This window comes from Sulfitobacter sp. 1A10359 (genome assembly GCF_043558145.1).
In the GTDB taxonomy this organism is placed as follows: Bacteria; Pseudomonadota; Alphaproteobacteria; order Rhodobacterales; family Rhodobacteraceae; genus Sulfitobacter; species Sulfitobacter faviae.
Genome location: NZ_JBIFGB010000003.1, coordinates 228,480 through 255,123, shown reverse-complemented (window position 1 = coordinate 255,123; position 26,644 = coordinate 228,480). Strand labels below are relative to the sequence as shown.

22 protein-coding genes are annotated in these 26,644 nt (G+C 61.9%); 15 read left to right on the top strand and 7 right to left on the bottom strand.

Translation table 11 applies throughout. From position 1 onward, the window contains the following. Positions 1–59: 59 nt before the first annotated feature. Positions 60–1,436, bottom strand: coding sequence for a PLP-dependent aminotransferase family protein (locus ACGYK2_RS09645; RefSeq protein WP_271688537.1), 1,377 nt, complete (start codon positions 1,434–1,436; stop codon positions 60–62). A gap of 22 nt (positions 1,437–1,458) precedes the next feature. Here ACGYK2_RS09645 and ACGYK2_RS09640 point away from each other — a divergent pair, with 22 nt between their 5' ends. The 5 genes from ACGYK2_RS09640 (at position 1,459) to ACGYK2_RS09620 (ending at position 6,641) form a co-directional block, all read left to right on the top strand. Continuing rightward, positions 1,459–1,992: an Lrp/AsnC family transcriptional regulator gene (locus ACGYK2_RS09640; protein ID WP_271688536.1), complete on the top strand. Its 534-nt coding sequence runs from the start codon at positions 1,459–1,461 to the stop codon at positions 1,990–1,992. Positions 1,993–2,120: 128 nt separating this feature from the next. Further along, positions 2,121–3,605, top strand: coding sequence for an NAD-dependent succinate-semialdehyde dehydrogenase (locus ACGYK2_RS09635; protein WP_271688535.1), 1,485 nt, complete (start codon positions 2,121–2,123; stop codon positions 3,603–3,605). 48 nt (positions 3,606–3,653) lie between these two features. Continuing rightward, positions 3,654–5,024 carry an aspartate aminotransferase family protein gene (locus ACGYK2_RS09630; RefSeq protein ID WP_271688533.1) on the top strand — a complete coding sequence of 457 codons (1,371 nt, stop codon included), beginning with the start codon at positions 3,654–3,656 and terminating at the stop codon, positions 5,022–5,024. Between the two features lie 289 nt (positions 5,025–5,313). Then, on the top strand, positions 5,314–6,285 hold the full coding sequence (locus ACGYK2_RS09625; protein WP_168612990.1) for a PleD family two-component system response regulator: 972 nt from the start codon (positions 5,314–5,316) through the stop codon (positions 6,283–6,285). Then, the gene (locus ACGYK2_RS09620) at positions 6,282–6,641 is read left to right on the top strand and encodes an Hpt domain-containing protein (protein WP_271688531.1); all 360 of its coding nucleotides are present in this window, start codon (positions 6,282–6,284) and stop codon (positions 6,639–6,641) included. The genes ACGYK2_RS09625 and ACGYK2_RS09620 overlap by 4 nt, the downstream gene beginning before the upstream one ends. A gap of 89 nt (positions 6,642–6,730) precedes the next feature. Here the strand turns inward: ACGYK2_RS09620 and ACGYK2_RS09615 are convergent, their stop codons facing one another. The 3 genes from ACGYK2_RS09615 to ACGYK2_RS09605 form a co-directional block, all read right to left on the bottom strand. After that, positions 6,731–7,102 (bottom strand): response regulator, encoded by a 372-nt coding sequence (locus tag ACGYK2_RS09615; protein WP_067261066.1) that lies wholly within the window; start codon positions 7,100–7,102, stop codon positions 6,731–6,733. Positions 7,103–7,114: 12 nt separating this feature from the next. Continuing rightward, a complete protein-coding gene (locus ACGYK2_RS09610) occupies positions 7,115–8,767 on the bottom strand; it encodes a PAS domain-containing sensor histidine kinase (RefSeq protein WP_271688527.1) in 1,653 nt (550 codons plus the stop codon). A gap of 153 nt (positions 8,768–8,920) precedes the next feature. Then, a complete protein-coding gene (locus ACGYK2_RS09605) occupies positions 8,921–12,121 on the bottom strand; it encodes a CHASE domain-containing protein (protein ID WP_276154342.1) in 3,201 nt (1,066 codons plus the stop codon). Positions 12,122–12,401: 280 nt separating this feature from the next. On the opposite strand from ACGYK2_RS09605, the gene ACGYK2_RS09600 reads away from it, so the two are divergent. Together ACGYK2_RS09600 and ACGYK2_RS09595 are read left to right on the top strand one after the other, a co-directional pair. Next, positions 12,402–14,015 (top strand): GMC family oxidoreductase, encoded by a 1,614-nt coding sequence (locus ACGYK2_RS09600; RefSeq protein ID WP_271688524.1) that lies wholly within the window; start codon positions 12,402–12,404, stop codon positions 14,013–14,015. Positions 14,016–14,018: 3 nt separating this feature from the next. Further along, positions 14,019–14,984 (top strand): nitronate monooxygenase family protein, encoded by a 966-nt coding sequence (locus ACGYK2_RS09595; protein WP_271688523.1) that lies wholly within the window; start codon positions 14,019–14,021, stop codon positions 14,982–14,984. Between the two features lie 25 nt (positions 14,985–15,009). Here the strand turns inward: ACGYK2_RS09595 and ACGYK2_RS09590 are convergent, their stop codons facing one another. Further along, positions 15,010–15,873, bottom strand: a complete 864-nt coding sequence (locus tag ACGYK2_RS09590; RefSeq protein WP_271688521.1) for an LOG family protein — start codon at positions 15,871–15,873, stop codon at positions 15,010–15,012. A 173-nt stretch (positions 15,874–16,046) separates the two neighbouring features. Here ACGYK2_RS09590 and dapD point away from each other — a divergent pair, with 173 nt between their 5' ends. From dapD to ACGYK2_RS09555, 7 genes are all read left to right on the top strand, one after another. After that, on the top strand, positions 16,047–16,874 hold the full coding sequence (gene dapD / locus ACGYK2_RS09585) for a 2,3,4,5-tetrahydropyridine-2,6-dicarboxylate N-succinyltransferase (RefSeq protein WP_271688518.1): 828 nt from the start codon (positions 16,047–16,049) through the stop codon (positions 16,872–16,874). 57 nt (positions 16,875–16,931) lie between these two features. Next, positions 16,932–17,186 (top strand): GlsB/YeaQ/YmgE family stress response membrane protein, encoded by a 255-nt coding sequence (locus ACGYK2_RS09580; RefSeq protein ID WP_067261077.1) that lies wholly within the window; start codon positions 16,932–16,934, stop codon positions 17,184–17,186. 74 nt (positions 17,187–17,260) lie between these two features. After that, complete coding sequence (locus ACGYK2_RS09575; RefSeq protein WP_067261079.1) at positions 17,261–17,599, top strand: hypothetical protein; 339 nt, start codon at positions 17,261–17,263, stop codon at positions 17,597–17,599. Positions 17,600–17,700: 101 nt separating this feature from the next. Then, entirely contained in the window at positions 17,701–18,846 is a 1,146-nt protein-coding gene (dapE, locus tag ACGYK2_RS09570) for a succinyl-diaminopimelate desuccinylase (RefSeq protein WP_271688516.1), read from the top strand. Next, on the top strand, positions 18,843–19,412 hold the full coding sequence (locus tag ACGYK2_RS09565) for a TIGR04282 family arsenosugar biosynthesis glycosyltransferase (protein WP_271688514.1): 570 nt from the start codon (positions 18,843–18,845) through the stop codon (positions 19,410–19,412). The genes dapE and ACGYK2_RS09565 overlap by 4 nt, the downstream gene beginning before the upstream one ends. A gap of 32 nt (positions 19,413–19,444) precedes the next feature. Then, on the top strand, positions 19,445–21,715 hold the full coding sequence (rnr, locus tag ACGYK2_RS09560) for a ribonuclease R (RefSeq protein WP_271688512.1): 2,271 nt from the start codon (positions 19,445–19,447) through the stop codon (positions 21,713–21,715). Positions 21,716–21,816: 101 nt separating this feature from the next. Next, positions 21,817–23,115 (top strand): lytic murein transglycosylase, encoded by a 1,299-nt coding sequence (locus ACGYK2_RS09555; RefSeq protein WP_271688511.1) that lies wholly within the window; start codon positions 21,817–21,819, stop codon positions 23,113–23,115. Positions 23,116–23,148: 33 nt separating this feature from the next. Here ACGYK2_RS09555 and ACGYK2_RS09550 read toward each other — a convergent pair whose 3' ends face one another. Both ACGYK2_RS09550 and ACGYK2_RS09545 read right to left on the bottom strand, forming a co-directional pair. Next, positions 23,149–24,543, bottom strand: a complete 1,395-nt coding sequence (locus tag ACGYK2_RS09550) for an aspartate aminotransferase family protein (protein WP_271688510.1) — start codon at positions 24,541–24,543, stop codon at positions 23,149–23,151. A 75-nt stretch (positions 24,544–24,618) separates the two neighbouring features. Next, positions 24,619–25,320, bottom strand: coding sequence for a GntR family transcriptional regulator (locus tag ACGYK2_RS09545; protein WP_271688508.1), 702 nt, complete (start codon positions 25,318–25,320; stop codon positions 24,619–24,621). 145 nt (positions 25,321–25,465) lie between these two features. Between ACGYK2_RS09545 and ACGYK2_RS09540 the strand changes: the two genes are divergently transcribed. Next, complete coding sequence (locus tag ACGYK2_RS09540) at positions 25,466–26,551, top strand: polyamine ABC transporter substrate-binding protein (RefSeq protein ID WP_067265724.1); 1,086 nt, start codon at positions 25,466–25,468, stop codon at positions 26,549–26,551. The last annotated feature ends 93 nt before the right edge of the window (positions 26,552–26,644 follow it).

Below are 26,644 nucleotides of genomic sequence, written 5' to 3'. Positions count from 1 at the left end.
CCGATCCCAATCATGTCAATGTGAATATTGATCCATGACAATTTGAGGCGCTCTCACAGTCATTCCGCCCTACCCCTGTTGCGTAATCTTGCATCGATCATGCGAATCCCCCGGGCGAATTCGGGAAAGGATTGCCCCCCGATCGAGACGCGAAGCCCCGGGTGGCGGTCTGGTGGGCCGATGGCGAAACTGGCCCCATTGGCCACGGCGACCCCGCTTTCGCGGATGGATTTGACCAGTTCGGCCTCTTCGTAAATGTCATGACAGGGCAGCCAGAGGTGCAGCCCGTTCGAACTGGTCCGCATGTCGAGGCCGCGAAACACATTGGCGGCGAAATCAGCGCGGTCGCGCAGGGCCAATTGCTGACGGTTGAGCAGGGTTTCGGCGGTGCCTTCTTCGATCCAGCGCCCGGCGATCTCGGTCATCATATTGGTGGCCATCCAACTGGTCACCATATGCCGGTTGGCCGCCGAGGCTCCAAGGTGATCCGGCACCACCAGATAGCCGACCCGCAGCCCTGGCAGCAGACATTTGGTGAGGCTGGTGAAATAGAGCACCCTTTCCGGGGCCATGGCCGCCATTGGCGGCGGCGGCGCGTCTTGCAGCGGCCCCCATGATTGGTTTTCGATGATCAGCAGGTCATGGCGTCTTGCCACCTCGATCACCGCAGCGCGGCGGCTTTCGGTCATGGTAAAGGCCAGCGGATTGGCCCCATTGGGGATCAGATAGACGGCCTTCACCGGTTCTTTCGCGCAGATCCGCTCCAGCGCTTCGGGGCAAATGCCGCCCGCGTCGACGGTCACCCCTTGCAGGCGGATGCCCAAAAAACGGGCGAGGGGGCGCAGGGTGTGATGGCCGATGTCTTCGCTGACGACCAGATCGCCTGGTTGCGCTGCCGTCATCATCGCCACAGTCATGGCGCTGGTGCTGCCGTTGGTGGGGATCACCGCCATCCCCTCCAGATCCAGCCCACAGAGCGAGAGCCAGCGCCGCACTGCGCTGCTGCTGTCCCCGGCGCGGAGGTCTTGGCGAAACCCGCCCATCATCGCGCGGGGCAGGGAGCGGGCCATGGCACGGAGCGTCTTTTGCATCGCCTCTTCATGGGCGTGATCCAGTACAGGTTTCAGGATCGACATATCCAACAGCCGCCCGGCGGCCTTGCGGCTGACGAAGGGCATGGAGATCTCATCGCTCGCCGCGCGCACGAAAGTGCCGCGGCCCACCTCACCGACGATCTTGCCCGCCTCAACCAGCTTGTCATAGGCGCGGCTGACGGTCTGCACGCTCAGCGACAGGTCAAAGGCCATCTGGCGCTGCGTCGGCAGGCGGTCTCCGGGTTTGAGCACGCCGTTCTGTATCGCCGTTTCAATCGCCTGAACGAGTGAACGATAGGCAGGGCGGGTCAGGGATCCGGGGTCTGGGCGCCATTTTGTCATGATCTCGATGATCACCACAATCATGACAATTGACAAGTCCGGCATGCGCTCGCATGAAGCGGATATGAGCTTTGTCAAACTCGATAAGCGCGATATCGCGGTGCTGTCGATCCTCTCTCGCGAGGGGCGCATCGCCAAATCTGCGCTTGCCGACAAGGTTAATCTTAGCCCCACCGCCTGCGGCGAACGGCTGTCGCGGTTGGAGGCTGCGGGCATCATCACCGGCTATCAGGCTCATGTCGCCCTGCGCCGCATCGCTCCGCATGTCACCGTTTTTGTGCAGGCCGAATTGGGCAACCACCGGGCCGAGGCGTTTCAGCGTTTCGAGGCCGTGATCGCGCAGCATGATGAGATCGTGCAGTGCTGGGCCTTGGGCGGCGGCTTTGACTATCTGCTACAGGTCGTCACCCGCGACATCGACAGCTACCAACGTCTAATGGACGCGCTGTTGGACCAGCAGGCCGGGCTGAGCCGCTACTTTACCTATGTCGTCACCAAATCGGTTAAATCGGCACCGTTGCCCCTGTCGCTGCTGCTGCCTGAGGGCGAAAGCTGAGCCGCCGTAGTTTTTCCAGCGGGCAGGGGGCCGCGCCGCAAAACCTCCTGCCGATCGGCTGATATTCGGTCAAACCCGCGCCGCATCCTGCCTTACCTTCGGGGCAATTCATCCCAAGGAGGTGCCCGATGACCAAGATGATCCCAACCCCCGCCGACGGTCTGCCCGCGCTGACGCGGGGCGCGCTGGCCCGCCACTTTGCCTATGTCGATGGCGCATGGGTTGCGGGGGCGCAGAGCGATGATTTCAACGTGACCGATCCGGCCAGCGGCGCGGTGCTGGGCGCGGTGGCCAAGCTTAGCGCCGAGGACAGCCGCGGCGCGGTGGATGCCGCCCATGCCGCATTTCCCCATTGGTCGGGCCTCCTGCCGCAAGAGCGCGGCGCGATCCTGCGCCGCTGGCGCGACCTGATGCTAGAGAACCGCGAGGATCTGGCGCGGATCATGACCGCCGAACAGGGCAAACCTATCTCCGAGTCGCGCGGCGAGATTGACTATGCGGCCTCTTTCTTTGAGTTCTATTCCGAAGAGGCGCGTCGCCCGAACATCGAAGGCGTCACCTCGCATTTGCCAGATGCCGAGGTGGAAATCTGGCGCGAGCCGGTGGGCGTGGCCGCCCTCATCACGCCGTGGAACTTCCCTTCTGCCATGCTGACCCGCAAGGCGGGCGCGGCGCTGGCGGCGGGCTGCACCGTGGTGGCGCATCCTTCGGCAGAGACGCCATTCTCGGCGCTGGCGCTGGCCGAATTGGGCGAACAGGCAGGGCTGCCCAAGGGGGTGTTCAACGTCGTCACCGGGGAGGCGCCCGAGATCGTGAAATCGTGGATGGAAGACACCCGCGTGCGGGCCATCTCTTTCACCGGCTCCACCGAGATCGGCAAGCTCCTGTACCGTCAGGCATCGGACAGCGTGAAACGTCTGGTGCTCGAACTCGGCGGCCATGCGCCTTTCATCATGTTCGATGATGCCGATATGGACCGCGCCGTCGAAGAGGCGATCAAGGCTAAGTTCGCCACTTCCGGTCAGGACTGCCTCGGCGCGAACCGCTTCTTCATTGCCCGCGACAGCTATGCCACCTTCTGCGCGCGTTTCACCGCCGCGACCGAAGCGCTCACCGTCGGCATCGGCGCGGATGACCCCGACATCGGCCCGTTGATGAACGAAAAGGCCGTGGCCAAACAAGAGGAACACGTCAAAGATGCGCTTGACCGTGGGGCGCGGCTGCTTTGTGGTGGCAAGCGTCACGCGGCGGGGCCGTTGTTCTTTGAGCCGACGGTGCTGGCGGACGTGCCGCCCGATGCGCTGATCATGCGCGAGGAAACCTTTGGCCCCGTGGCCGCCATCGCGGCTTTCGACAGCGAGGATGAGGCGATCCAGCGGGCCAATGACACGGAGTATGGGTTGGTGGCCTATGTCCACAGCCAAGACCCGCGCCGCATCTACCGCGCCAGCCGGGCGCTCAGTTTCGGCATGGTGGCGGTGAACCGCACCAAGGTGACCGGCGCGCCGATCCCCTTTGGCGGGACGAAACAATCGGGGATCGGGCGCGAAGGATCGCGGCTGGGGCTCGAAGCCTTTACGGAAGTCAAATACGTCTGCCGTGACTGGGCCTAAGATTTGAAAGATACGGCGCAAAGCCGCGCCGGTAGAAAGGAAAGACCAATGCTGAAGAACGATATGCTCGAACAATGGGACCGTGAAAATTTCTTTCACCCCTCCACTCATCTGGCGCAGCACGCGCGTGGCGAAAGCCCGACCCGTGTGATCAAGACCGCCAAGGGCAGCCATATCACCGACCGCGACGGCAACGAATTGCTCGACGCTTTCGCGGGTCTCTACTGCGTGAACGTGGGCTATGGACGCACCGAGATTGCCGAGGCGATTGCCGAGCAGGCGCATGAACTTGCCTATTACCACTCCTACGTCGGCCATGGCACTGAGGCGAGCATCACCCTGTCCAAGATGATCCTCGACCGCGCGCCCGAAGGCATGAGCAAGGTTTATTTCGGCCTTGGTGGCTCGGACGCGAATGAGACGAACGTCAAGCTGATCTGGTATTACAACAACATCCTTGGCCGCCCCGAGAAGAAAAAGATCATCTCGCGCTGGCGTGGCTATCACGGCTCGGGGCTGGTGACCGGCTCGCTGACCGGGTTGGAGCTGTTTCACAAGAAATTCGACCTGCCGCTGGCGCAGGTGGTTCACACCGATGCGCCCTATTACTACCGCCGCCCCGACGCCAACATGAGCGAAGCGGAATTCACCGCGCATCTGGTGGGCGAGTTGGAAGCACTGATCGAACGCGAAGGCGCCGACACCATCGCGGCCTTCATCGGTGAGCCGGTTCTGGGCACCGGGGGCATCGTGCCGCCGCCAGAGGGCTATTGGGCCGCCGTGCAAGAGGTGCTGAACAAGCATGACATCCTGCTGGTCGCGGATGAGGTTGTCACCGGCTTTGGCCGTCTGGGGTCGATGTTCGGCTCGGATCACTACGGGATGAAGCCTGACCTGATCACCATCGCCAAGGGGCTGACCTCGGCCTATGCGCCGCTGTCGGGCTCCATCGTGGGCGACAAGATGTGGAAGGTGCTGGAGCAGGGCACCGATGAAAACGGCCCAATCGGCCACGGCTGGACCTATTCGGCCCACCCCATCGGCGCGGCTGCGGGGATCGCGAACCTCAAGCTGATCGACGATCTGAAGCTGATCGGGAATGCCTCGGACGTGGGCGGCTATCTGAATGCGCAGATGAAGGCGGCATTGGGCGATCACCCCAAGGTGGGCGACATCCGGGGCGAAGGCATGCTCTGCGCCGTGGAGCTGGTCGAAGACCGCGATGGCCGCACGCCCTTTGATCCGGCGCGCAAAGTGGTGCCGACCATCGTCGGCGATATGGTCAAGGCCGGTGTCATCGCCCGCGCCATGCCCCAAGGCGACATCATCGGTTTCGCGCCGCCCTTCTGCCTGACCCGCGAAGAAGCGGACAAGGTCGTGGGGGTGACCGCCGACGCGATCAAGGCGACCTTGGGCTAAGGCTCAAATCTACGAGACACTGGAGCGGCCCGGCGGAAACGTCGGGCCGTTTGCATTGGAGGGAATCACACCCCGCGAGAGGTGCCGCGGCTAGACCGATCAGAAATGAAAAAACGGTAAACAAGGCCGTTTATCGGGCCAAATTCCCCCGATATGGAAACAGTGCCCCGGTTTGTCGCCTATTTACTAAGAATTCGCCAAAATTAGGCCACAGTTCCCAGGGAAATTAGAAGAAAGCAGCGGTCCGTCCAGTTTGGGGCCCAAAGATTTTTATCTGTGGAGAGATGTAATGAGAATTCTGGCGGTGGATGACGATCCGATTATCCTCGAATTGCTTGGGCAATTTGTAGAGATCATCGGCGCGCATGACCTGACGACCGCCCCATCGGCTCTGCATGCGGTTGATATGTTGGGTGACCCCAACCTCGGGCCGATTGATTGCTTCATGCTGGATATTCAGATGCCGGGCATGGATGGGATCGAACTGGCGCAGCACATCCGCAATTCGGCGCGCCATGCCGATACGCCGATCCTGATGCTCACCGCGATGTCCGACAAACGCTATATCGACGCGGCCTTTGCCGCCGGGGCGACCGACTATGTGACCAAGCCTTTCGAGATTGCCGAACTCAAGGCCCGCATCGGGCTGGTCGAAGGCATGGTGAAAGAGCGTCAGCAGCGGACCAAGAAGATTTTCGCCGCCAAGACCATCGCCGATCAGGCGACGCATATGGAGCTGTTCGAGCCGGTCCCGATCTATGACGTGGACAATGTGATCGACTATACCGCGATGGAGAACTACGTCGCCCAACTGTCGCGCAGCGCGCTTTTCGGCTCCACCGCCTTTGCCTTCACCATCCGCGAGGTCGATGCTTTCCACGCGACGATGACCTCTTTCGAGTTCTATAGCCTTGTCTCCGATGTGGCCGAAATCCTGTCCGATACGCTCGTCGATCATCAGGTGCTGATGTCCTACGCGGGCAATGGCACTTTCGTATGTGTCACGGAGAGCGGCTGGCGCCCGAATATGGGCGGTTTGATGGATGCGGTTAACTTTGAGTTGTCTCAAACCGAATTGTTCGACAATAATGGCGAGCGTGTTCACCCGCGTGTCAGCGCGGGAGAGGCCGTGCGGCTGATCTGGAAGAGCGGCAATTCCGTCATGGATGCGCTGGCGCAGGCCCATGCGAGTGCAGAAGCCGCCAGTGAGGCGCATACGAGATCGCTCAATGATTTTTGGCAGAATGATCAACAGGCATGACTAAAATGTTAGCGGAACTTCCCGGCATAGAGCGCATCAGGCAGCGCTTTGTCGAAATGCTGGACGAGCGTCAGACGCTGATCGCAACCCATGGGTTGGCCGCCTGGGACGGGACCACCGTAGACGAAATCAAAAGCAATCTGTCCAGCGCGCAGGCCATTCTGCACCAGATCGCGGGCAGCGCCGGGTCGCTCGGCTTCGAAGAGCTGGGCCGTCTGGCGCGCAAGTGCGAAACGCAGATTGTCGAGCATCTGGCCGGGCCGCGCGCCAATCACGCGGATTGCCCGATCGAGATCATCTCGGAACTGGATGGGTTCGTCGCCCATTGCCGGCACGAAATCGACGCCCACGCCTAAGGGCGCGGTGACCGGTATTGAGCCGGTCCAAAACTTACTGACAATTTACCGCAAACCCGCCCGGAAGGGCAGGCCAAAGGCAAGTCGGCTTAGCCTGCTTGCATTGCCGCCTTGACCTGATCCGCCAGCGAGATTGGATCGAAGGGTTTGCTGATCACGTCAGCCGCCCCCAGATCACGAAGCTCTTCGATCTCGTTATGCTGGGCGCGGGCGGTCATGAAGATCGCGGGCACGTCGCGCAGGCTCTCCATCTCGCGCATCTTCTCAAGCGTCTGGCGACCGGTCATGCCGGGCATCATCATATCGAGCAGGATCACATCGGGCGTGTAGGACTGAACCTGATTCAGCGCCGCTTCCCCGGTCTCGCATTGGACGACATCAAAATCGCCGCTCAGCTCAAGCGCCATCAGCGCGATTTCACGAATATCGGCGTCATCCTCGACGTGCAGCAGTTTGATCATTCCATACTCTCTCTAGGAGGCTTCGCGCAGCAACGCGGCCGGTTCCTCTGCCGCTACCTGAGAATTTTTCTTCGGCAGGGTAAAGTAAAATGTCGTACCAAATCCCTCACGGCTGTCAAAACCTATTTTACCGCCGAGATTCTCGACGATGGCTTTGCAAACGCTAAGGCCCAGCCCGGTGCCGCCTTTGTCGGCCCGGTTGGAATTGGACAGATCGGCAAACCGCTGGAACACCTTGTGCTGCTCGGAAGCCGGAATGCCGGGGCCACGGTCCGCCACGGAGATGCGCAATTCGTCGTCATTCTCTTCGGCGCGGATGGTCACACGCTCCCCAGGTTTGGAAAATTTGGCGGCGTTCGACAGGAAGTTCGTCAGCACCTGAATGACCCGGTTCGGGTCCGTGGTGACCTTGTTCAAGTCCTCCGTCCCCTCGACCTGAATGCGCACGCCATGGCGCTGTTCGAGTGAGGCATTGGCGGCGCTGGTTTCGTGAAGTAGTTCCGCAATATCGACTTCTTCAAGATTGAATTCCAACCGCCCGTTGGCGATTTTCTCAAGATCGAGGATGTCGTTGATGATCAGCACAAGCCGGTCGGCGTTGCGGTGAGAGATCTCCAGCAAGGCACGCGCCTTGCTGGGCAATTCGCCCGCCGCCCGCGACAAGAGCAGCCCCATGGAGCCTTTGATCGAAGTCAGGGGCGAACGTAGCTCGTGACTGACCATTGAGATGAACTCCGACTTCATCCGCTCTTCATTGATGATATCCGAAATGTCATGCAGCATGATCAGGAACCGCCCCGCCGCCCCGCCGGTGGGCAGCAGCTTGATCGTAACTTGGAAATGGTTGCCAAACAGTTGCGTGTCGAACTGCGTCATCGCTTTGCCCGACTTTTTCAGAGCGCGGCAGGCGTCCAGCAGGGCCGGGTTGTCGCTTTCCTCGGTCAGGGTTTCGAGCGTTTGCGTGCGGTAGCTGTCCTTGCTCCAGCCAGTGCGGCTCATGGCGACGCGGTTCATATAGCTGAAGCGCTCTGTCTCGGCGTCGACGATCCAGATGTCATCGCGCAACTCATAAAGCGTTTCCGCCGTGTCGCGTTCGGCCAGAAGTTCGTTGGCATGGGTCACATCGGTACGGGCCGAGATCGACCCGGCCCAAGCGCCCTTTTTGTCGAAAAGTGGCATCACGGTGCACTGCGTCTGGATCACCCGGCCATCGGCGCAGCGCAGCGGGGTTTCGCCCTGCCACGTCTTGCCTGCCATCAGGGTGGCACGGATCTCTTCGGCAAGTTCGCGAAACTCTTCTTGGTAAAGCATCGACACAGGCTGGCCGATCAATTGATCGCGGGTGTAGCCCGTCAGTTCGATGAAACGGTCGTTGACCTGTTCCAGCATCCCGCCCGTATCAACGATATTCACAATGGCATGGCTGTCGAACGCCTTTAGCCTTTGTTCCATATCTGAATTATCGGCAGGAGACTGCGGGTTTGCTTGCAATGCGGGCGCGGCAAAGGGCGTGAGCCCCGCCAGAATGATCGCACCGACGACGGGGATAACCTCCCCCATTTGGCCCGCGAAAATTGCGGATGTTGCGGTGTACCAGCTGCCGGAAATGGCAGTGCCCAGAAAAAATGTGGCGGCGGTACGCTTGGTAAATGGCTTTGACGACACTTGGAATTCCTCGCCCCGAAGCGGACATGCTTAAAACTATAGCATGACTTGTGCATTGTAATTTAATTAAAATGCCAGAGCATATTGGCAATAATATGGCATGTCGCACTTTAGCGTCACTCCGCTGAAATGCCACGGTTTATAATGCGCCGGTTAAGAGGCGCGGGCGGTTGTCCCCGTAATTGAGTTGACCACCGAGCTGATCCCGCTCCGTGATTTGACAAGGTTGATCCCCACGCGGGGGTCGGGTTCGCGGTTGCTGTCCGCGGAAAGGCTGATGATTTTGGCCGCGGGATGCAGGCGGGTGATGTCTTCCAACAAAGAACGTGCATCGCCGTCGGGCAGGGACCAATCAAGGATCACGACGTCGAGTTCATCCTGGCCGATCATCTGCCGCGCTTGGGCAAGGTTGGTGACATTGGTCACCTCTGCCACGCTGTCCAACCCGGTGCGGATCACCTCGGCGAAGTCGATGTCGTCTTCGATATGCAGCACGCGCAGCTTGGTGTCCCGCTCCTCTGCTTCCGCGTCGGGTGTGGCGGGCGTTTGCGCGGTCTGCGCCTCGGCAATGGGGCAGGTGAACCAAAAGACGGTGACGCCGTTGGGGATGCTTTCAAACCCGATGGTGCCGCCTTGGCGTTTGATGATCTGCCGCGTGATGTTGAGCCCCAGCCCGGTGCCGCCCTTGGCGCGTGTGTCGGAGCCATCAGCCTGCGAGAAGGCCTGAAAGATGCGCGGGCGGAAGTTCTCCGGCACGCCGGGGCCGGTGTTCTGGATAAAGACGATGGCCCGGTCCCCCAGCCGCTCGGCGCGGATTTGCACCTCGCTCTCGGCATCGGAGTATTTGCAGGCGTTCGAGATTAGATTGGCCAGCACCTGCCGGGTGCGGCTTTCATCCACCCGAACCGTCAGCGGCTTGTCGGGCAGTTGCAGGCCCAGGGTGTTGTTATGGGTGATCGCAAAGGGCGACATTTCGTTGACCGAGTCGGTGATTACCTTGTTCAGATCGACATCATGGAAGTCGAACTGCACTTCGCCCGATGAAATCTTCTCGAGGTCGAGGATATCGTTCACGATATGCGACAGGCGGTCGGCATTGCTGCGGGCAATGTCGATCAGCCGGATATGCGCGGGGAGGAAGCGGCTGTTGTCCGTGGTGTCGATCAACCCCAAAGCGCCTTTGATCGAGGTCAGCGGCGTGCGCAGCTCATGGCTGACGGTCGAGACGAACTCGCTCTTGATATGTTCCAGCTTCTTTTGGTCGGTAATGTCGTTGATCTGAACGATAAAGACATAGCCGCGGGCGTTCTTGTCGTAGGTCCAAGAGACGTTGAACAGGCCCCAGCGTTCATAGCCCAGCTTGTGGGTGATGCGGTATTCGGCCTGATAGTTTTGCGAACTGTGGGAATCGACCAGCCCGCGCACCTCACCGTAGAGCTTTTGCAGATCGCCCTCGGGCATCAGATCGCCCAGTTTGGTGTTCGACAAAAGCTCTTCTTCGCTATAGCCGCAAAGGGTGCAAAGCGCGCTGTTGACGCTGTTGAACACGCCGCCTTCGCCCAAGATCGCCATGCCCACCGGGGCCGCGGCCAGCACTTGGCGAAACCGCCGCTCGCTGGTTTCAAGCGCGTTGCGGGCGTGGACGATGTCGGTCACATCGGTTTGGGTGCCGACCATCCGCAGGGCGGTGCCGTTTTCATCGCGTTCGGTCACCACCGCGTCAGAGCGCATCCAACGCCACTCACCGGTGCCGATCTTCAGCCGGTATTCGGTGACGGAACGTTGTTGCTGCCCCGAGATGCAGGCCTGATCAGTCTGGGTCAGTAGAGGCAGGTCATCGGGGTGAACGCGTTTGAGGAATTCCCCCTGCGGGTCGGGCAGCCGCTCGAAATCCGCCATTCCCAGAATGCGCCGCCATGTGTCGGACACCTCGGATTTGCCGGTGCGCAGGTCGATGTCGAAAACCCCGATCTGCGCGCCTTCGAGGGCGAGGTCATAGAGAGCCTTGTTCCGCGCCAGCTCATCCTGCACCGCCAGTTCCGAGGTCAGGTCACGCACGATTGCGGTCACCCGCCGTTCGCCGGTGTGGGTGGTCCAATTGTTGCGTTGCAGATCAAGCTTGAGGTCTTGGCCAAAGCAGGTCTTGCCCGCCGCGTTGACCTGTTCGTGGTCGTGATCCTCAACAAGATCGGTGACGAGTTCGCCGAACTCCATCCCCTTGAGCGCCTCATGCCCATAGCCAAAGCAGACCAGCGCCGCTTGGTTGGCGAAGAGCACCCGGTCATTGCTGTCGAGCAAGAAGATGGGCGTCACCGCGTTCTCGATAACGGCGCGGTTTTCCTCTTCATGGGCGTCGATCTGGCGTTCGCGCAGCACGGCAAGCTCGCTCAGTGCGGCGCTGCGCTGGCGCAGGCTGCGGAAGGCCACGAAGAACAGGATCGCCAGAAGGATGCCAGAGACCAGCAGGATTTCCGGCACCGCGCTATGGGTGGCGCGGTCAAAGCTGGCGGTGCTGACATGGACAACGGTCCAAGGGCGGCCAAAGCGTTCGATGGTCTGGGTGATGCTGTGGTGGCCGGTGGCGATGCCTTCGGGCGTGCTGTCGAAGATCCGGCTTTCGGGGGCCGTGGTCAGCCCATCGTAGACTTGGATGTCATAGGACTCTCCCTGAGCCGGGGTCAGCCCGGACAACAGGTTCGCCCCCACAAAAGGCGCATAGACCCAACCGATGAAACCGGCGGTTTCCTGCGCCGGGCTGTTGTCGGCGGCAAAGACCGGGCGCAGCAGCAGGAAGCCGGGCTGGCGGGTCTTGTCCTGCACCAGCAGGATGCGCGGCGTCAGCTTCGGCTCTCGCGTCTCACGGGCGCGCAGGGCGGCGCGGCGGCGGTCTTCGTTAAAGCTGATATCAAGGCCCACGGCCTCTGCATTCGGCCCTTGGGGGTAGATATACTGGATCACCATCTTCTCGGCATTGCCGGTGTCGGGGTGAATGCGGAAATCCTCGATTCCCAGGGCGGTGACCTTTTCGATGAACGCCTCTTCGGTGCCTCTGGCGACGGGGGCAACAAAGCCGATGCCGTTGATGCCGGGCAGGAAGCTGTCGATCTCCAGCGTATCGACGTAATGCGCGAAGTCGCTGGCCGTCACCTCGTCCGAGGCGTTCATGAAGGCGGCGATGCCATTGAGACTTTGCAGATAGGTATGCATCCGCGCATCAAGGCTTTGCAGGCTTTCCTCGGCGATGCGATCAAAGGCCCGGTCGGCGGCGGCATCATTGCTGCGACTGCTGTAGAGGAACACCCCAAAGGTGATGGCAAGGCATCCGAGAAAGAGTATGAATTCGGGTCGCCGCACCAGTTCAAGCCTTTGTTTCTGGCCACCAATTGGCGGCAAAATCTTTCCCCGAAATGAACGTCGCGCATCGCGGGAGGGGTATGTCCAATCCGGTCATATTCACTCATGGGTCGAAAAAATCAACAAACGGATTCGCCTCGCATGCAAAGCGCGGTGAATGTGGCTTTGCGGCAAAAGCCGCGGGAGGCCGGGCGATTTACGGCAGGGATTGTGACCCGTCACCGCGCGCTCTACCAATGACGGGCCGGGGAGGCGGGACAGAATATCGGGAGAGAGCAGCATGAACGACGAGACGCAGCTAGAGGGCCGCTATGACTATATCATTGTCGGTGCGGGCACCGCGGGCTGTGTCTTGGCCAACCGTCTCAGCGCCGATCCGGCCAATCGGGTTCTGCTGCTCGAAGCCGGGGGGGATGACAACTATCACTGGGTAAAGGTGCCGGTGGGGTATCTTTACTGTATCGGCAATCCGCGCACGGATTGGATGATGAAAACCGCGCCCGAGGCGGGGTTGAACGGGCGCTCTTTGGCCTATCCGCGGGGCAAGGTGCTGGGCGGCTGCTCTTCGGTGAACGGCATGATTTACATGCGCGGGCAGGCGGCGGACTATGACCATTGGCGGCAACTGGGCAATGCCGGGTGGAGCTGGGATGACGTGCTGCCCTATTTCCTGAAATCCGAGGATCACCATGCGGGCGGCAGCGAGATGCACCGCGCGGGGGGCGAGTGGAAGGTCAGCAAGCAGCGCCTGCGGTGGGACATTCTGGAGGCCGTGCAAGACGGCGCGCGTGAGTTCGGGATCGAGCCGCGGGCCGATTTCAACGATGGCGACAACGAAGGTTCGGGCTTTTTCGAGGTGAACCAGAAGGGCGGCGTGCGTTGGAACACGGCGCGCGGTTTCCTGCGCCCTGCGATGAAGCGCCCCAACCTGCGGGTGATCACCCATGCGCATACCGATGGGTTGGTCTTGGACGGCAAGCGTGTGACCGGCGTGCGTTTCACCCATAAGGGCCGCGCGATGCGCGCCGAGGCCGAGGGCGAAGTGTTGCTTTCGGCGGGGGCGATCAATTCGCCCAAGATCCTTGAGCTGTCGGGGATCGGGCAGGGTGACCTTTTGAGCGGCATGGGGATCAACACGCTGCACGATCTGCCCGGCGTTGGGGAGAACCTTCAGGACCATTTGCAAATCCGCACTGTCTATAAGGTGCAGAACACCAAAACGCTCAACACGATGACCCATTCGATCTGGGGCAAGGGCCGGATGGGGCTGGAATACCTCCTGCGCCGCAGTGGTCCCTTGGCGATGGCGCCCAGCCAGTTCGGCATGTTCACCAAGTCCGACCCCGCGCTTGAGACGCCGGATCTGGAGTATCACGTGCAGCCCCTGTCGACCGACAAGCTGGGGGATCCGCTGCACCCTTTCCCGGCGATCACCGTCTCGGTCTGTAACCTGCGGCCTGAAAGCATCGGCAGTTGCCATCTCACCAGCCGCGACAGCGCGGTGCAGCCCGATATCCGGCTGAACTATCTTTCTGCCGAGAATGACAAGCGCGTGGCGGTCACGGCGATGAAACAGGCGCGTCACATCATGACGGCCAAGGCGCTGCACCCCTATGCGCCCGAGGAAATCCTGCCCGGCCCCGCCGTGCAGAGCGACGAAGACCTGCTCGACAAGGCGCGCGACATCGCCACGACGATTTTCCACCCCGTCGGCACCTGCAAGATGGGCAGCGATCCGATGGCGGTGGTCGATAGCGATCTGCGGGTGCATGGCTTAGGCGGTCTGCGGGTGGTGGACGCGTCGATCATGCCCAAGATCGTCTCGGGCAACACGGCGTCGCCGACGGTGATGATCGCCGAAAAGGTCGCTGATGCCATTCTGGCGGGGCGGTAGGCGATGCTGATCACGCGGCTGACCAAACGGCTGGGGATCGACCACCCGATTATCCAAGCGCCGATGGCCTTCGCCGCAGGCGGGCGGCTCGCGGCGGTGGTCTCAGGCGCGGGTGGTTTGGGGATGATCGGCGGGGCTTATGATGCTGGCGATTGGATCGCCGAGCAGATGGATGTGGCGGGTAACCAATCGGTCGGCTGCGGTTTCATCACTTGGAAGCTGCGCGAGCATCCGCAGGCGCTGGAACAAGCGCTCGACCGTGATCCGGCGGCGATCTTTCTTTCCTTCGGCGACCCGGCAGAGTTTCTCCCCGCGATCCGCGCGGCAAAGGTGCCGTTGATCTGTCAGGTGCAAACCCTGCGCGACGCCGCCCATGCGATTGATCTGGGGGCCGAGATCATCGTCGCCCAAGGGGCCGAGGCTGGCGGCCACGGCGAGAAACGCGCGACCTTTACCCTCGTCCCCGAAGTCGCGGATCACATCGCCCGCCATGCGCCCGAGGTGCTGCTCTGCGCCGCAGGCGGCGTGGCGGATGGGCGCGGGTTGGCGGCGGCGCTAGTGCTGGGGGCCGACGGTGTGGTCGTCGGCTCGCGCTTCTGGGCCTCGGAAGAGGCGCTGGTGCACCCCGCGATGCGAGAGGCCGCGCTCAAGGCCAGCGGTGATGACACGCTGCGCAGCACCGTGACCGACATCATGCGCGGCTATGATTGGCCCAAACGCTACACGGGCCGTGTCTTGCGCAACGATTTCACCGACCGCTGGCATAAAGACCCCGACGGGCTGCGCGCCGCGCTGGCGCAGGAGCTGCCGCGCTGGCAGGCGGCGGTGGCAGCGGGGGATGCCCGCACCGCCAACGCCTTTGTCGGAGAGGTCGCAGGGCTGATCGGTACGATCAGCCCTGCCGCCGATATCCTGCGCGATATCGTCCAAGGGGCCGAAGCGGCCTTGGGCCAGACCTTCACCCGGTGACGGGGCGGGGGCGGGCCAAGGCGGCTTAGCCGTGATCTTCGACCTCTTCGCGGCCCGGCACATGTTCGCGAGCGGGGGCGGTCTCCCAATTCTCGATCACCTCCATCGCCTCATCCGCGCTTTCGACAAAGCGGAACAGGTCGAGGTCTTCGGCTGAGATCGTGCCCGCATCGGCCAGCGCGTCCCAGTTGATGATCTTTTCCCAGAACTCACGGCCAAACAGCAAGAATGGCACCCGGTTCATGCGGCCCGTTTGGATCAGCGTCAGCGCCTCAAAGAGTTCGTCCATCGTGCCGAAACCACCGGGGAAGACGCAGATCGCGCGGGCGCGCATTAGGAAGTGCATCTTGCGGATCGCGAAGTAGTGGAAGTTGAAGCATAGCTCCGGCGTGACATATTCGTTGGGCGCCTGCTCGAACGGCAGCACGATGTTGAGGCCGATGGAATGGCCGCCCGCGTCGAGCGCGCCGCGGTTGCCTGCCTCCATCACACCCGGCCCGCCGCCGGTGACGATGACATTCTCGGTGCCGCCGCTTTCCATCGACTTTTCGGTCATCAGCCGAGCAAAGGTGCGCGTCTCGTCATAAAAACGCGACAGATCGGCCAGTGTCTTGGTCCGGGCGGTGTGTTTCTCGGCCGGTTCGGGAATGCGCGCGCCGCCAAAGAGCACGATGGTCGATTGGATGCCGTGGGCGTCCAGCAGCAGCTCGGGCTTGAGGAGCTCCAGTTGCAGACGCACCGGGCGCAGCTCATCGCGGCACATGAAGTCATCGTCGGTAAAGGCCAGACGATAGGCAGGCGCGCGGGTTTGCGGCGTGTCGGGGGCGTCTTGGGCTTTGGCGCGGTCCACATTGGCGCGGCGCAGGGGGTGGCGGTGTTCGTCGGTCATCCTCGGGTCTTTCCTTGGTCTGGGGCTTGGCTCAGGTGGCGCGATGGCCGCTTAGGTCAAGATGCCCTGTTGTTCGGCGAATGACCACGCCCCTCATCGCCCGGCAATTGCACCCTAGGCAGTGCAAGGCTATAGCCCTCAAAAGGCCTTTTCATCATTCGGAGACTTGCCCCATGTCCAACGCCCAACTTGAAACCGCCATCGAAGCCGCTTGGGATACCCGTGATCAGATCACATCCGCCACCACCGGAGAGACCCGCGACGCTATCGAAGACACGCTGAACGCGCTCGACAGCGGCAAACTGCGCGTGGCGGAAAAGCAGGACGACGGTCAGTGGCACGTCAATCAGTGGGCCAAGAAGGCCGTGCTGCTGGGCTTCCGCATCAAGGACATGGAACATCAAGAAGGCGGCCCGCAGGGCGCTGGCTGGTGGGACAAGGTCGATAGCAAGTTCAAAGGCTGGGGCGACGCCGAGTGGAAAGAGGCCGGCTTCCGCGCCGTGCCGAACTGCGTCGTGCGCCGCTCGGCCTATATCGCGCCCGGCGTGGTGCTGATGCCGTCTTTCGTGAACATCGGCGCCTATGTCGACACTGGCACCATGGTTGATACATGGGCCACCGTCGGCTCCTGCGCGCAGATCGGCAAGAACGTGCACCTCTCGGGCGGCGTCGGCATTGGCGGCGTGTTGGAGCCGATGCAGGCGGGCCCCACCATCATCGAAGACAATTGCTTCATCGGCGCACGGTCAGAAGTTGTCGAAGGCTGCATCGTGCGCGAAGGCTCGGTGCTGGGCATGGGCGTCTTCATCGGAAAGTCGACCAAGATCGTCGACCGCGAGACCGGTGAGATCATGTATGGCGAAGTGCCCGCAGGTTCGGTCGTTGTGGCGGGCACCATGCCGTCGAAGAACAACGTGAACCTCTACTGTGCCGTGATCGTCAAGCGGGTGGATGCCAAGACCCGCTCCAAAACCTCGATCAACGAGCTGCTGCGCGACTGAACGGAACAAAATACCCCGTCATGGCGTTGAGACCTGAATTCAAAGGAGATTAACGACATGACGGGTATCGGTTGGTTTGCCGCAATCATCGTGGGTGGCCTTGCGGGCTGGATCGCGGAAAAGATCATGAAATCGGACATGGGTCTGATCATGAACATCATCCTCGGCATTCTGGGTGCCTTGGTCGCGAACTGGCTCTTGATGCTGATCGTCGGCAGCACGCTGGGCGGTTGGTTCGGTCAGTTGGTGGTGGGCGTCATCGGTGCCTGCTTGCTGATCTGGGTCACGCGGATGGTCCGCGGCAAGACTTAAGGGCAGGGGCGCGGCCCCTTTCCAAATCCAAGTGAAAAGGTTAGGGCTGCCGAAAGCAATCGGCGGCCCTTATCATGTCTGAACCCAAGAAAACCAAGAAACCTTCGCGCCAGCAGGTCTTTACCCTTTTGGTTCAGATCGGCCGCAAGGACGGTGACGGTCTGCCCGACAAGGCCACCGGTGCTGCGCTGATGTGTTTCGCCTCTGGCATTGATGAGGCCGAAGCTGTGCGCGAGACGGTGGCGATCCTCAAACAGGCCGATACCAACCCGCTTGACGTGACCGGTTACGGCACGCTGGAAGAGCGCGAGGCCGAAGGTCAGGAGATCGACGCCGAGGAACGCGCCCTGATGCAGCGCGCTTTGGAAGAAAACTCGGTCATCGTCGCGCAAATGACCCCGTTTTACGACTGACCCGCGCCCCACACGGGGAATTGCAATGCGCCCCCTTGGCATTGGCGCGATTTGCCCACACAAGTTACCGGACAAGCGATAACCCCTGAAAAGGAGCCGATATGTCCGGTCTCGACCCTGTTGATCTCACCGCGAAACTGGTGCGCTGCGCCTCTGTCACCCCTGCGAACGATGGGGCGTTGGAAGTGCTCGAAGAGGTGTTGGACGCGGCGGGTTTCGACTGTACGCGCGTCGACCGGGGCGGCATCTGCAACCTCTTTGCCCGCTGGGGCAACAAGGGCAACACCAAGTCCTTCGGCTTCAACGGCCATACCGATGTCGTGCCCATCGGGGATGAGGCGGATTGGTCGATGCCCCCCTTCGGGGCCGAGATCAAGGACGGCATCATGTATGGCCGCGGCACCACGGATATGAAATCGGGCGTGGCGGCTTTCGTCGCGGCAGCGGTGGATTTCGTGAAGGACACGCCGCCCGACGGCTCCATCGTGCTGGCGATCACCGGGGATGAAGAGGGCGATGCCCTCGACGGGACCACGGCTCTTTTGGACTACATGACGGAGAACGGCGAGCGGATGGATGTCTGCCTTGTGGGGGAGCCGACTTGCCCCGAGCGCATGGGCGACATGATCAAGATCGGGCGGCGCGGCTCGATGAACGCGCATTTCAAGGTGACGGGCAAACAGGGCCATGCGGCCTATCCGCACCGCGCCAACAACCCGCTGCCCGCGATGGTGCGGTTGATGGATCGTTTGGCCAGCCATGAGTTGGATCAGGGCAGCGATCACTTTGACCCTTCGACGCTGGCCGTGGTGACCGTTGACACCGGCAATAAGGCAACCAATGTGATCCCGGCGCAATGCCGCGGCGCGGTCAACATCCGGTTTAATGACCACCATTCGGGCGCGAGCCTCAGCGACTGGCTGCGGGGCGAGGCGGATAAGATCGCCGAGGAATTCGGCCTGCAAGTGGATGTAGAGATCAAGATCTCCGGCGAGAGTTTCATCACCCCGCCGGGCGCCCTGTCCGATCTGGTCGCGGGCGCGGTTGAGGCTGAGACGGGCGTGCAGCCCGAGCTTTCCACCACCGGCGGCACTTCGGACGCGCGTTTCGTCAAGGCGCATTGCCCGGTGGTGGAGTTCGGTCTGGTGGGCCAGTCCATGCACCAAGTTGATGAGCATGTGCGGGTCGAACATATCGAACAGCTCAAATCCATCTACGGGCGCGTGTTGCGGAATTATTTCACGTGAAACCAACGCTCATTGTCATGGTGAAAGAGCCGCGCCCTGGTCGGGTGAAAACCCGTCTGGGCCGCGACATCGGCATGGTCGGCGCGGCTTGGTGGTTTCGCGATCAGACCCGCCGCCTGTTGCGTCGGATCGAAGATCCGCGTTGGCAGGTGGTGCTGGCCGTGGCCCCGGACGTGGAAGGGCTGCAAAGCCGCGTCTGGCCCGCGCATCTGCCACGCTGGCCGCAAGGGCGCGGCAACCTCGGTGACCGTATGGCGCGGATGCTGCGCAGCGCGCCGGGACCGGCCTGTGTGATCGGGGCGGATATTCCGGGCATCAACCGCAAGGAACTGGGGCGGGCATTCGATGCGCTTGGCAACCATGACGCGGTGTTTGGCCCGGCGCCCGATGGCGGCTATTGGCTCGTGGGGCTGAAACACCCCCGCCGCGCGCCGTCCAGCCTGTTTGACGGGGTGCGCTGGTCCGGCCCCCATGCGCTGGCTGACAGCCGCGCGACCCTGCCGGGCTACCGCATCGCCGAAGTCTCTACCCTGCGCGACGTGGACGAAATTCACGATTTGCCATGACGACAGGGGGGCTGCGTGCTACCTGCTGAGGTATGAGCAAGATACCCAGCAAATCCGAGATCCTCGACTGGATCGAACAGAACCCAACGCTGACCGCCAAGCGCGACATCGCCAAAGCCTTTGGCATCAAGGGCGCGGCCCGGATCGACCTGAAGCGCGTGCTGAAAGAGCTGGAGGCCGAGGGCCATCTGGAAAAGCGCAAGCGCAGCTATCAGGACCCTGACCGCCTGCCGCCGGTCTCGGTCTTGCTGGTCACGGGGCCGGACAGCGATGGCGATCTTTTTGCCAAGCCGATGGAGTGGCATGGCGAGGGGAAAGAACCCATCGTTCTGCTGATCCCGCGCGAGAGTGACCCGGCGCTTGGCGAAGGTGACCGCATTCTGGCCCGGCTGACGTTGGTGAAAGGTGAAGATCACCACTATGAGGCCCGGCTCATTCGCCGCATCGGCTCCAACCCGCGCAAGGTGTTGGGCATCTTCCGCAAAGCGGCCGAAGGCGGGCGGATCGTCCCGATCGACAAGGGCACGGACCGCGAATGGCGCGTCGGTGCCGACCATACACATGGCGCGAAAGACGGTGAACTGGTCGAGGCCGAGCAGGCCGGACCGAAGGCACGTATGGGATCGCCCCGCGCACGCATCGTCGAGCGGCTGGGCGACCCGTCCGAGCCGCGCGCGGTCTCGCTCATCGCGATCCACCAGCATGGCATTCCGGACGAATTCCCCGACGATGTGATCGCACAGGCCGATGCGGCCAAACCACAAGGCCTCAAGGGTCGCGAAGACCTGCGCGACCTGCCGTTGGTCACCATCGACCCCTCCGATGCGCGGGACCATGATGACGCCTGCTATGCCCATGCCGACGACGACCCCAAGAACGAGGGTGGCCATGTCGTTTGGGTCGCCATTGCCGATGTGGCCGCCTATGTGACGCCGGGCTCGGCGTTGGACCGCGAGGCGCGCAAGCGCGGCAACTCCACCTATTTCCCTGACCGCGTGGTGCCGATGCTGCCGGACCGGCTTTCGGGTGACCTCTGCTCTCTGCACGAGGGCGTGCCGCGTGCCTGTATCGCCGTGCGCATGGTGCTGGATGCCAAGGGCAACAAGATCGGCCATACGTTCCACCGTGGCTTGATGCGCTCGCCCGCGTCGTTGCATTACGAAGAGGTGCAGGACGCCATCGACGGCAACCCGAACGACCGCACCGGCCCGCTGTTGGAGCCGGTGTTGAAGCCGCTTTACGCCGCCTATGACGCGCTGAAGACCGCCCGCGCCGAGCGGCAGCCGCTGGAGTTGGACCTGCCCGAACGCCGCATCGAATTGGGCGAGGATGGCAAGGTGAAGTCGGTGAACTTCCGCGAGCGGCTCGACGCGCATCGGCTGATCGAAGAGTTCATGGTCTTGGCCAATGTCGCCGCTGCCGAGACGCTGATCAAAAAGAAAACCCCGCTGCTGTTCCGCATCCACGAGGAACCCTCGCCAGAGAAGCTCGAATCCCTGCGTGAAACCGCACAGGCGGCGGGTTTCACGCTGGCCAAGGGGCAGGTGCTGCAAACCGCGCATCTGAACCGCCTGCTGGATCAGGCGGCGGGGACCAATGACGCGGAGCTGATCAATCTCAGCACCCTACGCTCGATGACGCAGGCCTATTATGGCCCGGCGCATATCGGGCACTTCGGCCTTGCCCTGCGCTCCTACGCGCATTTCACCTCGCCCATCCGCCGCTATGCTGACCTCATCGTGCACCGCGCGCTGATCACGGCGCATGGCTGGGGCAAGGATGGGCTGACGCCCGAAGAGATTGAGGGGCTGGAGCAGACCGGCGCGCATATCTCCGACACCGAGCGGCGCTCGATGGTGGCTGAGCGTGACACGACCGACCGCTACCTCGCGGCTTTCCTGTCGGAGCGTGTCGGCAATGAGTTCACCGGGCGGATCAGCGGCATCGCGCGTTTTGGTGCCTTTGTGAAGTTGGACGAGACGGGCGCGGACGGTCTGGTGCCGATGCGCTCGCTCGGGCGGGAGTATTTCCACCACGACGCCGAGGCGCAGACGCTGATGGGCTCGGACACCGGCATGATGATCGGCATTGGCCAGCGTGTCACCGTGCGGCTGGCCGAGGCGGTCCCCGTGACCGGGGGCATCGCGCTGGAATTGCTTGAGATCGAAGACCAAAAGGTCAAGCAAGGCGGAGGTGGGGGCCGCCGCAACCCGGCGGGTCGTAGCAAGCCGCGCGGCAAGGCCGTGAAGGCCAAGCGCAAGAAGGACAAGATCAAACGCAAAGTGACCCGCACCCGCCGCTGATGCGGCAAACCGGCGGAGCTTCGCGGATGGCCGCCCCCCTCCCTTTCCACCGGGGCGGGGCGGGCATAGGATTTGCCGTAACTCTATGAGGTGAGGCGATTATGATCCGGCACTACGCGATGATTTCAGGCATTCTGGCGACAGCTGGCATGGGGGCTCCGGCCTTCGCGTTAGGCCCGACTGAATCCCTGCGCCCCGCGCCGCGCGCGCCGCAGGCCGTGCTGGCCGCCGTGGCGCCAGTAGCGCAGGAACCCGCGGCAGAGGCCAGCGGCGACGACACCGGGCTGCGCGCTTGGGTGAAAGACTTCCGCCCCCGCGCACTGCAACAGGGCATCGACCCGGATGTCTTTGGCCGGGCACTGGATACGGTCAGCTATGACCCGGAGGTGATCCGCCGCGACCGCAACCAATCGGAATTCACCAAAACGATTTGGGATTACCTCGACACCGCCACCTCGGATCTGAGGGTGCAGAACGGGCAGAAGGCGCTCGCCCAATGGCAACGCACGCTGGAAGAGATCGAAGTGAAGTACGGTGTCGAGAAAGAGATCGTCACCGCGATCTGGGGGCTTGAGAGCGCCTATGGCAGCTTCCGGGGCGGGGATCGGGTGCTGGATTCACTGGCCACCCTTGCCTATGACGCGCGGCGGGCGGAATTTTTCGAAGGCGAGCTCCTCGACGCCCTGCGCATCCTTCAGGCGGGCGATACCGATGCCGATCAATTACGCGGCTCTTGGGCGGGCGCGATGGGGCATACGCAGTTCATGCCCTCGTCCTTCCACGCCCATGCGGTCGATTGGGATGGCGACGGGCGGCGCGACATCTGGGGCGATGACCCCAGCGATGCGCTGGCCTCTACCGCCGCCTATCTCAAGCATTTTGGCTGGACCGAAGGGCAGCCCTGGGGGGTCGAAGTGGCTCTGCCCGAGGGGTTCGACTATCTGCTGGCCGACCGCGCGGTGACCAAGACCCCGGCGGAATGGGCCGATCTTGGCGTCACCGCGCTCGATGGTGGGGCGGTGGCGGATCATGGCCCGGCGTCGATCTTGCTGCCCGCGGGCGCAGAGGGGGCCGCCTTCATGATCTTCCCCAATTTCGCGGTGATCGAGCGCTATAATACGGCGGATGCCTATGTCATCGGAGTGGGCCATCTGGCCGACCGCATCGGCGGCGCGGGCGAGATACAGCAGGACTGGCCCCGCGAAGACCGTGCGCTGAGCTTTAATGAGCGGATCGAATTGCAGACCCTGCTGACCGAAGCGGGTTTTGACACGCAAAAGATCGACGCCAAGATCGGGCCGCTGACCGTCAATGCTGTGCGCAGCTATCAAAAGGCCGAAGGCATCGCGCCCGATGGCTATGCCTCCCCCCGGCTGCTGGCCCGACTGCGCGCCGAGTGAGGGGCCGCCCCCGATTGGGGGCAGCCCGATGTTTTAGGACGCGGCTTTGAGCATGTCCTTGTCTTTCAGATCGGCATAGGTCGCATCCAGTGCCTTGGTCGCCCGTTCGGCGAAGATCTTTATCTCTTCCGGGGTAATGATCAGCGGCGGCGAGATGATCATCCGGTCGCCGACATGGCGCATCACCAGATTGTTGGCAAAGCAATGTTCGCGGCAAATGTACCCGGCGGTGCCGCTATCGGCGAATTTCGCGCGGCTTTCCTTATGCGGCGTCAGCGGGAGGGAGGCCATCAGGCCCGATACGTTCACCCCGCCTACCAGCGGATGCTCTCCCAGCTTGCCCAACGCCTCTTTCAGCGCGGGGGCGGCGACGTTTTGAACATGAGCGACAATGTTCTCTTCTTGCATAATCCGCAGGTTTTCCAGCGCCACGGCGGCGCAGACCGGGTGGCCGGAGTAGGTGTAGCCGTGGTTGAACTCGCAGGCGTTGATGACCTCAGCCACCTCGTCACAAACGATCGACCCGCCGATGGGCGCGTAGCCCGAGCTCAGCCCCTTGGCGATGGTCATGATATGCGGCTTGATGCCCATGGTCTGCGAGCCAAACCAATTGCCCGTCCGACCAAAGCCGCAGATCACCTCGTCAGCGATCAGCAGAATATCGTGTTTGTCGCAGATGCGCTGAATCTCGGGCCAATAGGTGCTGGGCGGCACGACGACCCCGCCCGCGCCCTGAACGGGTTCGGCGATGAAGGCCGCGACCTTGTCCGCGCCCAGCTCGACAATCTTCGCTTCCAGCTCCTGTGCGCGTTTCAGACCGAAGTCTTCGGGCGACATATCCCCGCCTTCGGCATACCAATCGGGCTGGCCGATGTGGTGGATGCCGGGGATCGGCAGCCCGCCTTGCTCATGCATATAGGTCATGCCGCCGAGACTGGCCGAGCCGACCGAAGAGCCGTGATAGGCGTTCTTGCGGCTGATGATATGGCTTTTCTCGGGTTTGCCCTTTTGCGCCCAATAGGTGCGGACAATGCGCAGGTTGGTGTCATTCGCCTCTGACCCCGACCCGGCGAAGAAGACGTGGTTCAGATCACCGGGGGCCAGATCGGCCAGCTCCTTGGCCAGCGCGATGGCGGGCACATGGGTCGTTTGGAAGAAGGTGTTGTAATAGGGCAGTTCGTTCATCTGTCGCGCGGCGACATTGCCCATCTCTTCGCGGCCATAGCCAAGGTTCACGCACCACAGCCCGGCCATCGCATCGAGAATCTCATTCCCCTCGCTGTCGGTCAGGTAGATGCCCTTGGCCCTTGTGATGATGCGCGCGCCCTTGTCGCCCAATTCATCATTGGTGGTGAAAGGATGCATGTGATGCGCCGCATCCAGCGCCTGAAGGTCCGCGGTGGGGAGGTGATTCGTGATGGGCGGCATGGGTGTGCACCTTCTATTTGCATGAAAAATAAGCTTAGCCGCAGAATATGATCAAATTATAGCATGTCAATCGAATCAACGCGGAACGGGCAGACCATCGAGGGCTGCGCGAATTTGGGTCATTCCTTGGGCGACATCGCCCGCCATGACCTCTCCCGCCAAAGCGGCGTTGCCCTCGGCAAAGGCCGCCAAAAGTTCGGCATGTTTATCGGGTAGATTGCTGGTGCCATAGCGCCCGCAAACCACCCGAAGCGAGGGGCCAAAACGCAGCCAAAGACGGTCCACCGTTGCGGCCATGATCGGCGCTTCGGCAAGGTCGTAAATCATTCGGTGAAAGCTGTAGTTCTGCATCAAATAGCCGCCGACATCGCCCCGGTCGATGGCATGGTTCAGCGCGTTGTCACAGGCTTTCAAAGCGTTCAAACGCTCATCCGTCATGCGGTTTGCGGCGCGTTTGGTCAGTTCCGGCTCTAGCGTTTCCCGCATGAATCTCAGTTCTTCCAGCCCCGCATGGGTCAGTTCCGGCACGGTGACCCGGCGGTTGCCCAAATGGGTCAGCGCCCCTTCCGAGATCAGGCGGCGGATGGCCTCGCGCACCGGCGTCATGCCCGCATCCAAAGCGGCGGTCAGACCTTGGATCGTGACCCCCTGTCCGGGGGCCAGATCGCCGAAGAGAATCATCTTGCGCAGGCGTTCGTAAACATGCTGATGGATCGGTGTCTTGGCCGCCGCATCGGCGGCGGGAAGCAATCTCGGATCGGTTTTTTCTGAACCCATAGGAGCGGTCTTTCCGTCTTGTTTCGCCGTGTCTTGCAGCATTTCATTCTGCATGAAAGCATAAACCATCTTGCCCGAAGAGGCAAAACTTGATCAAATTGACGAAAGGTGGGGATCAACCCGACCTGTCTAACGGGAGTATGAAATGAAACATGTGCTACTAAGCAGCGTCGCCGTTGCCACCTTGATGGCAGGTGCCGCCACTGCCGAAACGGTCCGGGTCTATAACTGGTCCGACTATATCGATGAATCCTTGCTGGATAAATTCGAAGAAGAGACCGGCATCGAATTGGTCTATGACGTGTTCGACAGCAACGAGGTGCTGGAGACCAAAATGCTCGCCGGTGGGTCGGGCTATGACGTGGTCGTCCCCTCGGGCACCTTCCTGCAGCGCCAGATCACAGCCGGTGCATTCCAGCCGCTGGATACCTCTAAGCTGCCCAACCTGGAAAATATGTGGGACGTGGTTTCCTCGCGGACCGAACAATATGATCCCGATAACGCCCATTCCATCAACTACATGTGGGGTACCACCGGCATCGGCGTGAACGTCGGCAAGGTGAAAGAGATCCTAGGCGAAGACGCCCCGATTGACTCTTGGGACTTGGTTTTCGACCCCGCCAATATGGAAAAACTGGCTGACTGCGGTGTGCATTTCCTCGATGCCCCGGCAGAGATGATCCCCGCCGCGCTGAACTACATCGGCGAAGACCCCAACAGCCATGACCCCGATGTGATCGCCAAGGCCGAAGAGGTCTTCATGCCGGTCCGCCCCTATATCCAGAAGTTCCACTCTTCGGAGTATATCAACGCTTTGGCCAACGGTGACGTCTGCGTCGCGGTAGGCTGGTCGGGCGATATCTTGCAGGCCCGCGACCGCGCGGATGAAGCCGACAACGGTGTCGAAATCGCCTATAACGCCCCCTCCGAAGGCGCGCAGATGTGGTTTGACCAGATGGCCATCCCGGTTGACGCGCCGAACCCCGAGGGCGCGCATAAGTTCCTGAATTTCATCATGGACGCCGAGAATATGGCCGCCGCGTCGAACTATGTGTACTACGCCAACGGCAACAAAGCCTCGCAAGAGCATCTGGTCGAGGATGTGATCGGCGACCCGGCGATCTACCCCTCTGAGGCGGCGTTGAACAACCTGTTCACCACCACACCTTACCCGCCGAAAGTACAGCGCGTGGTGACCCGGCTCTGGACCAAGATCAAGTCCGGTACCTGATCTGAGACAGGGGGTGCGGCCAGTCTGGTCGCGCCCCTTTTTCTTGCCCCGCGACCCCGATCAAAGCCCGAGCAAAGCCCGATCAAAGGATGT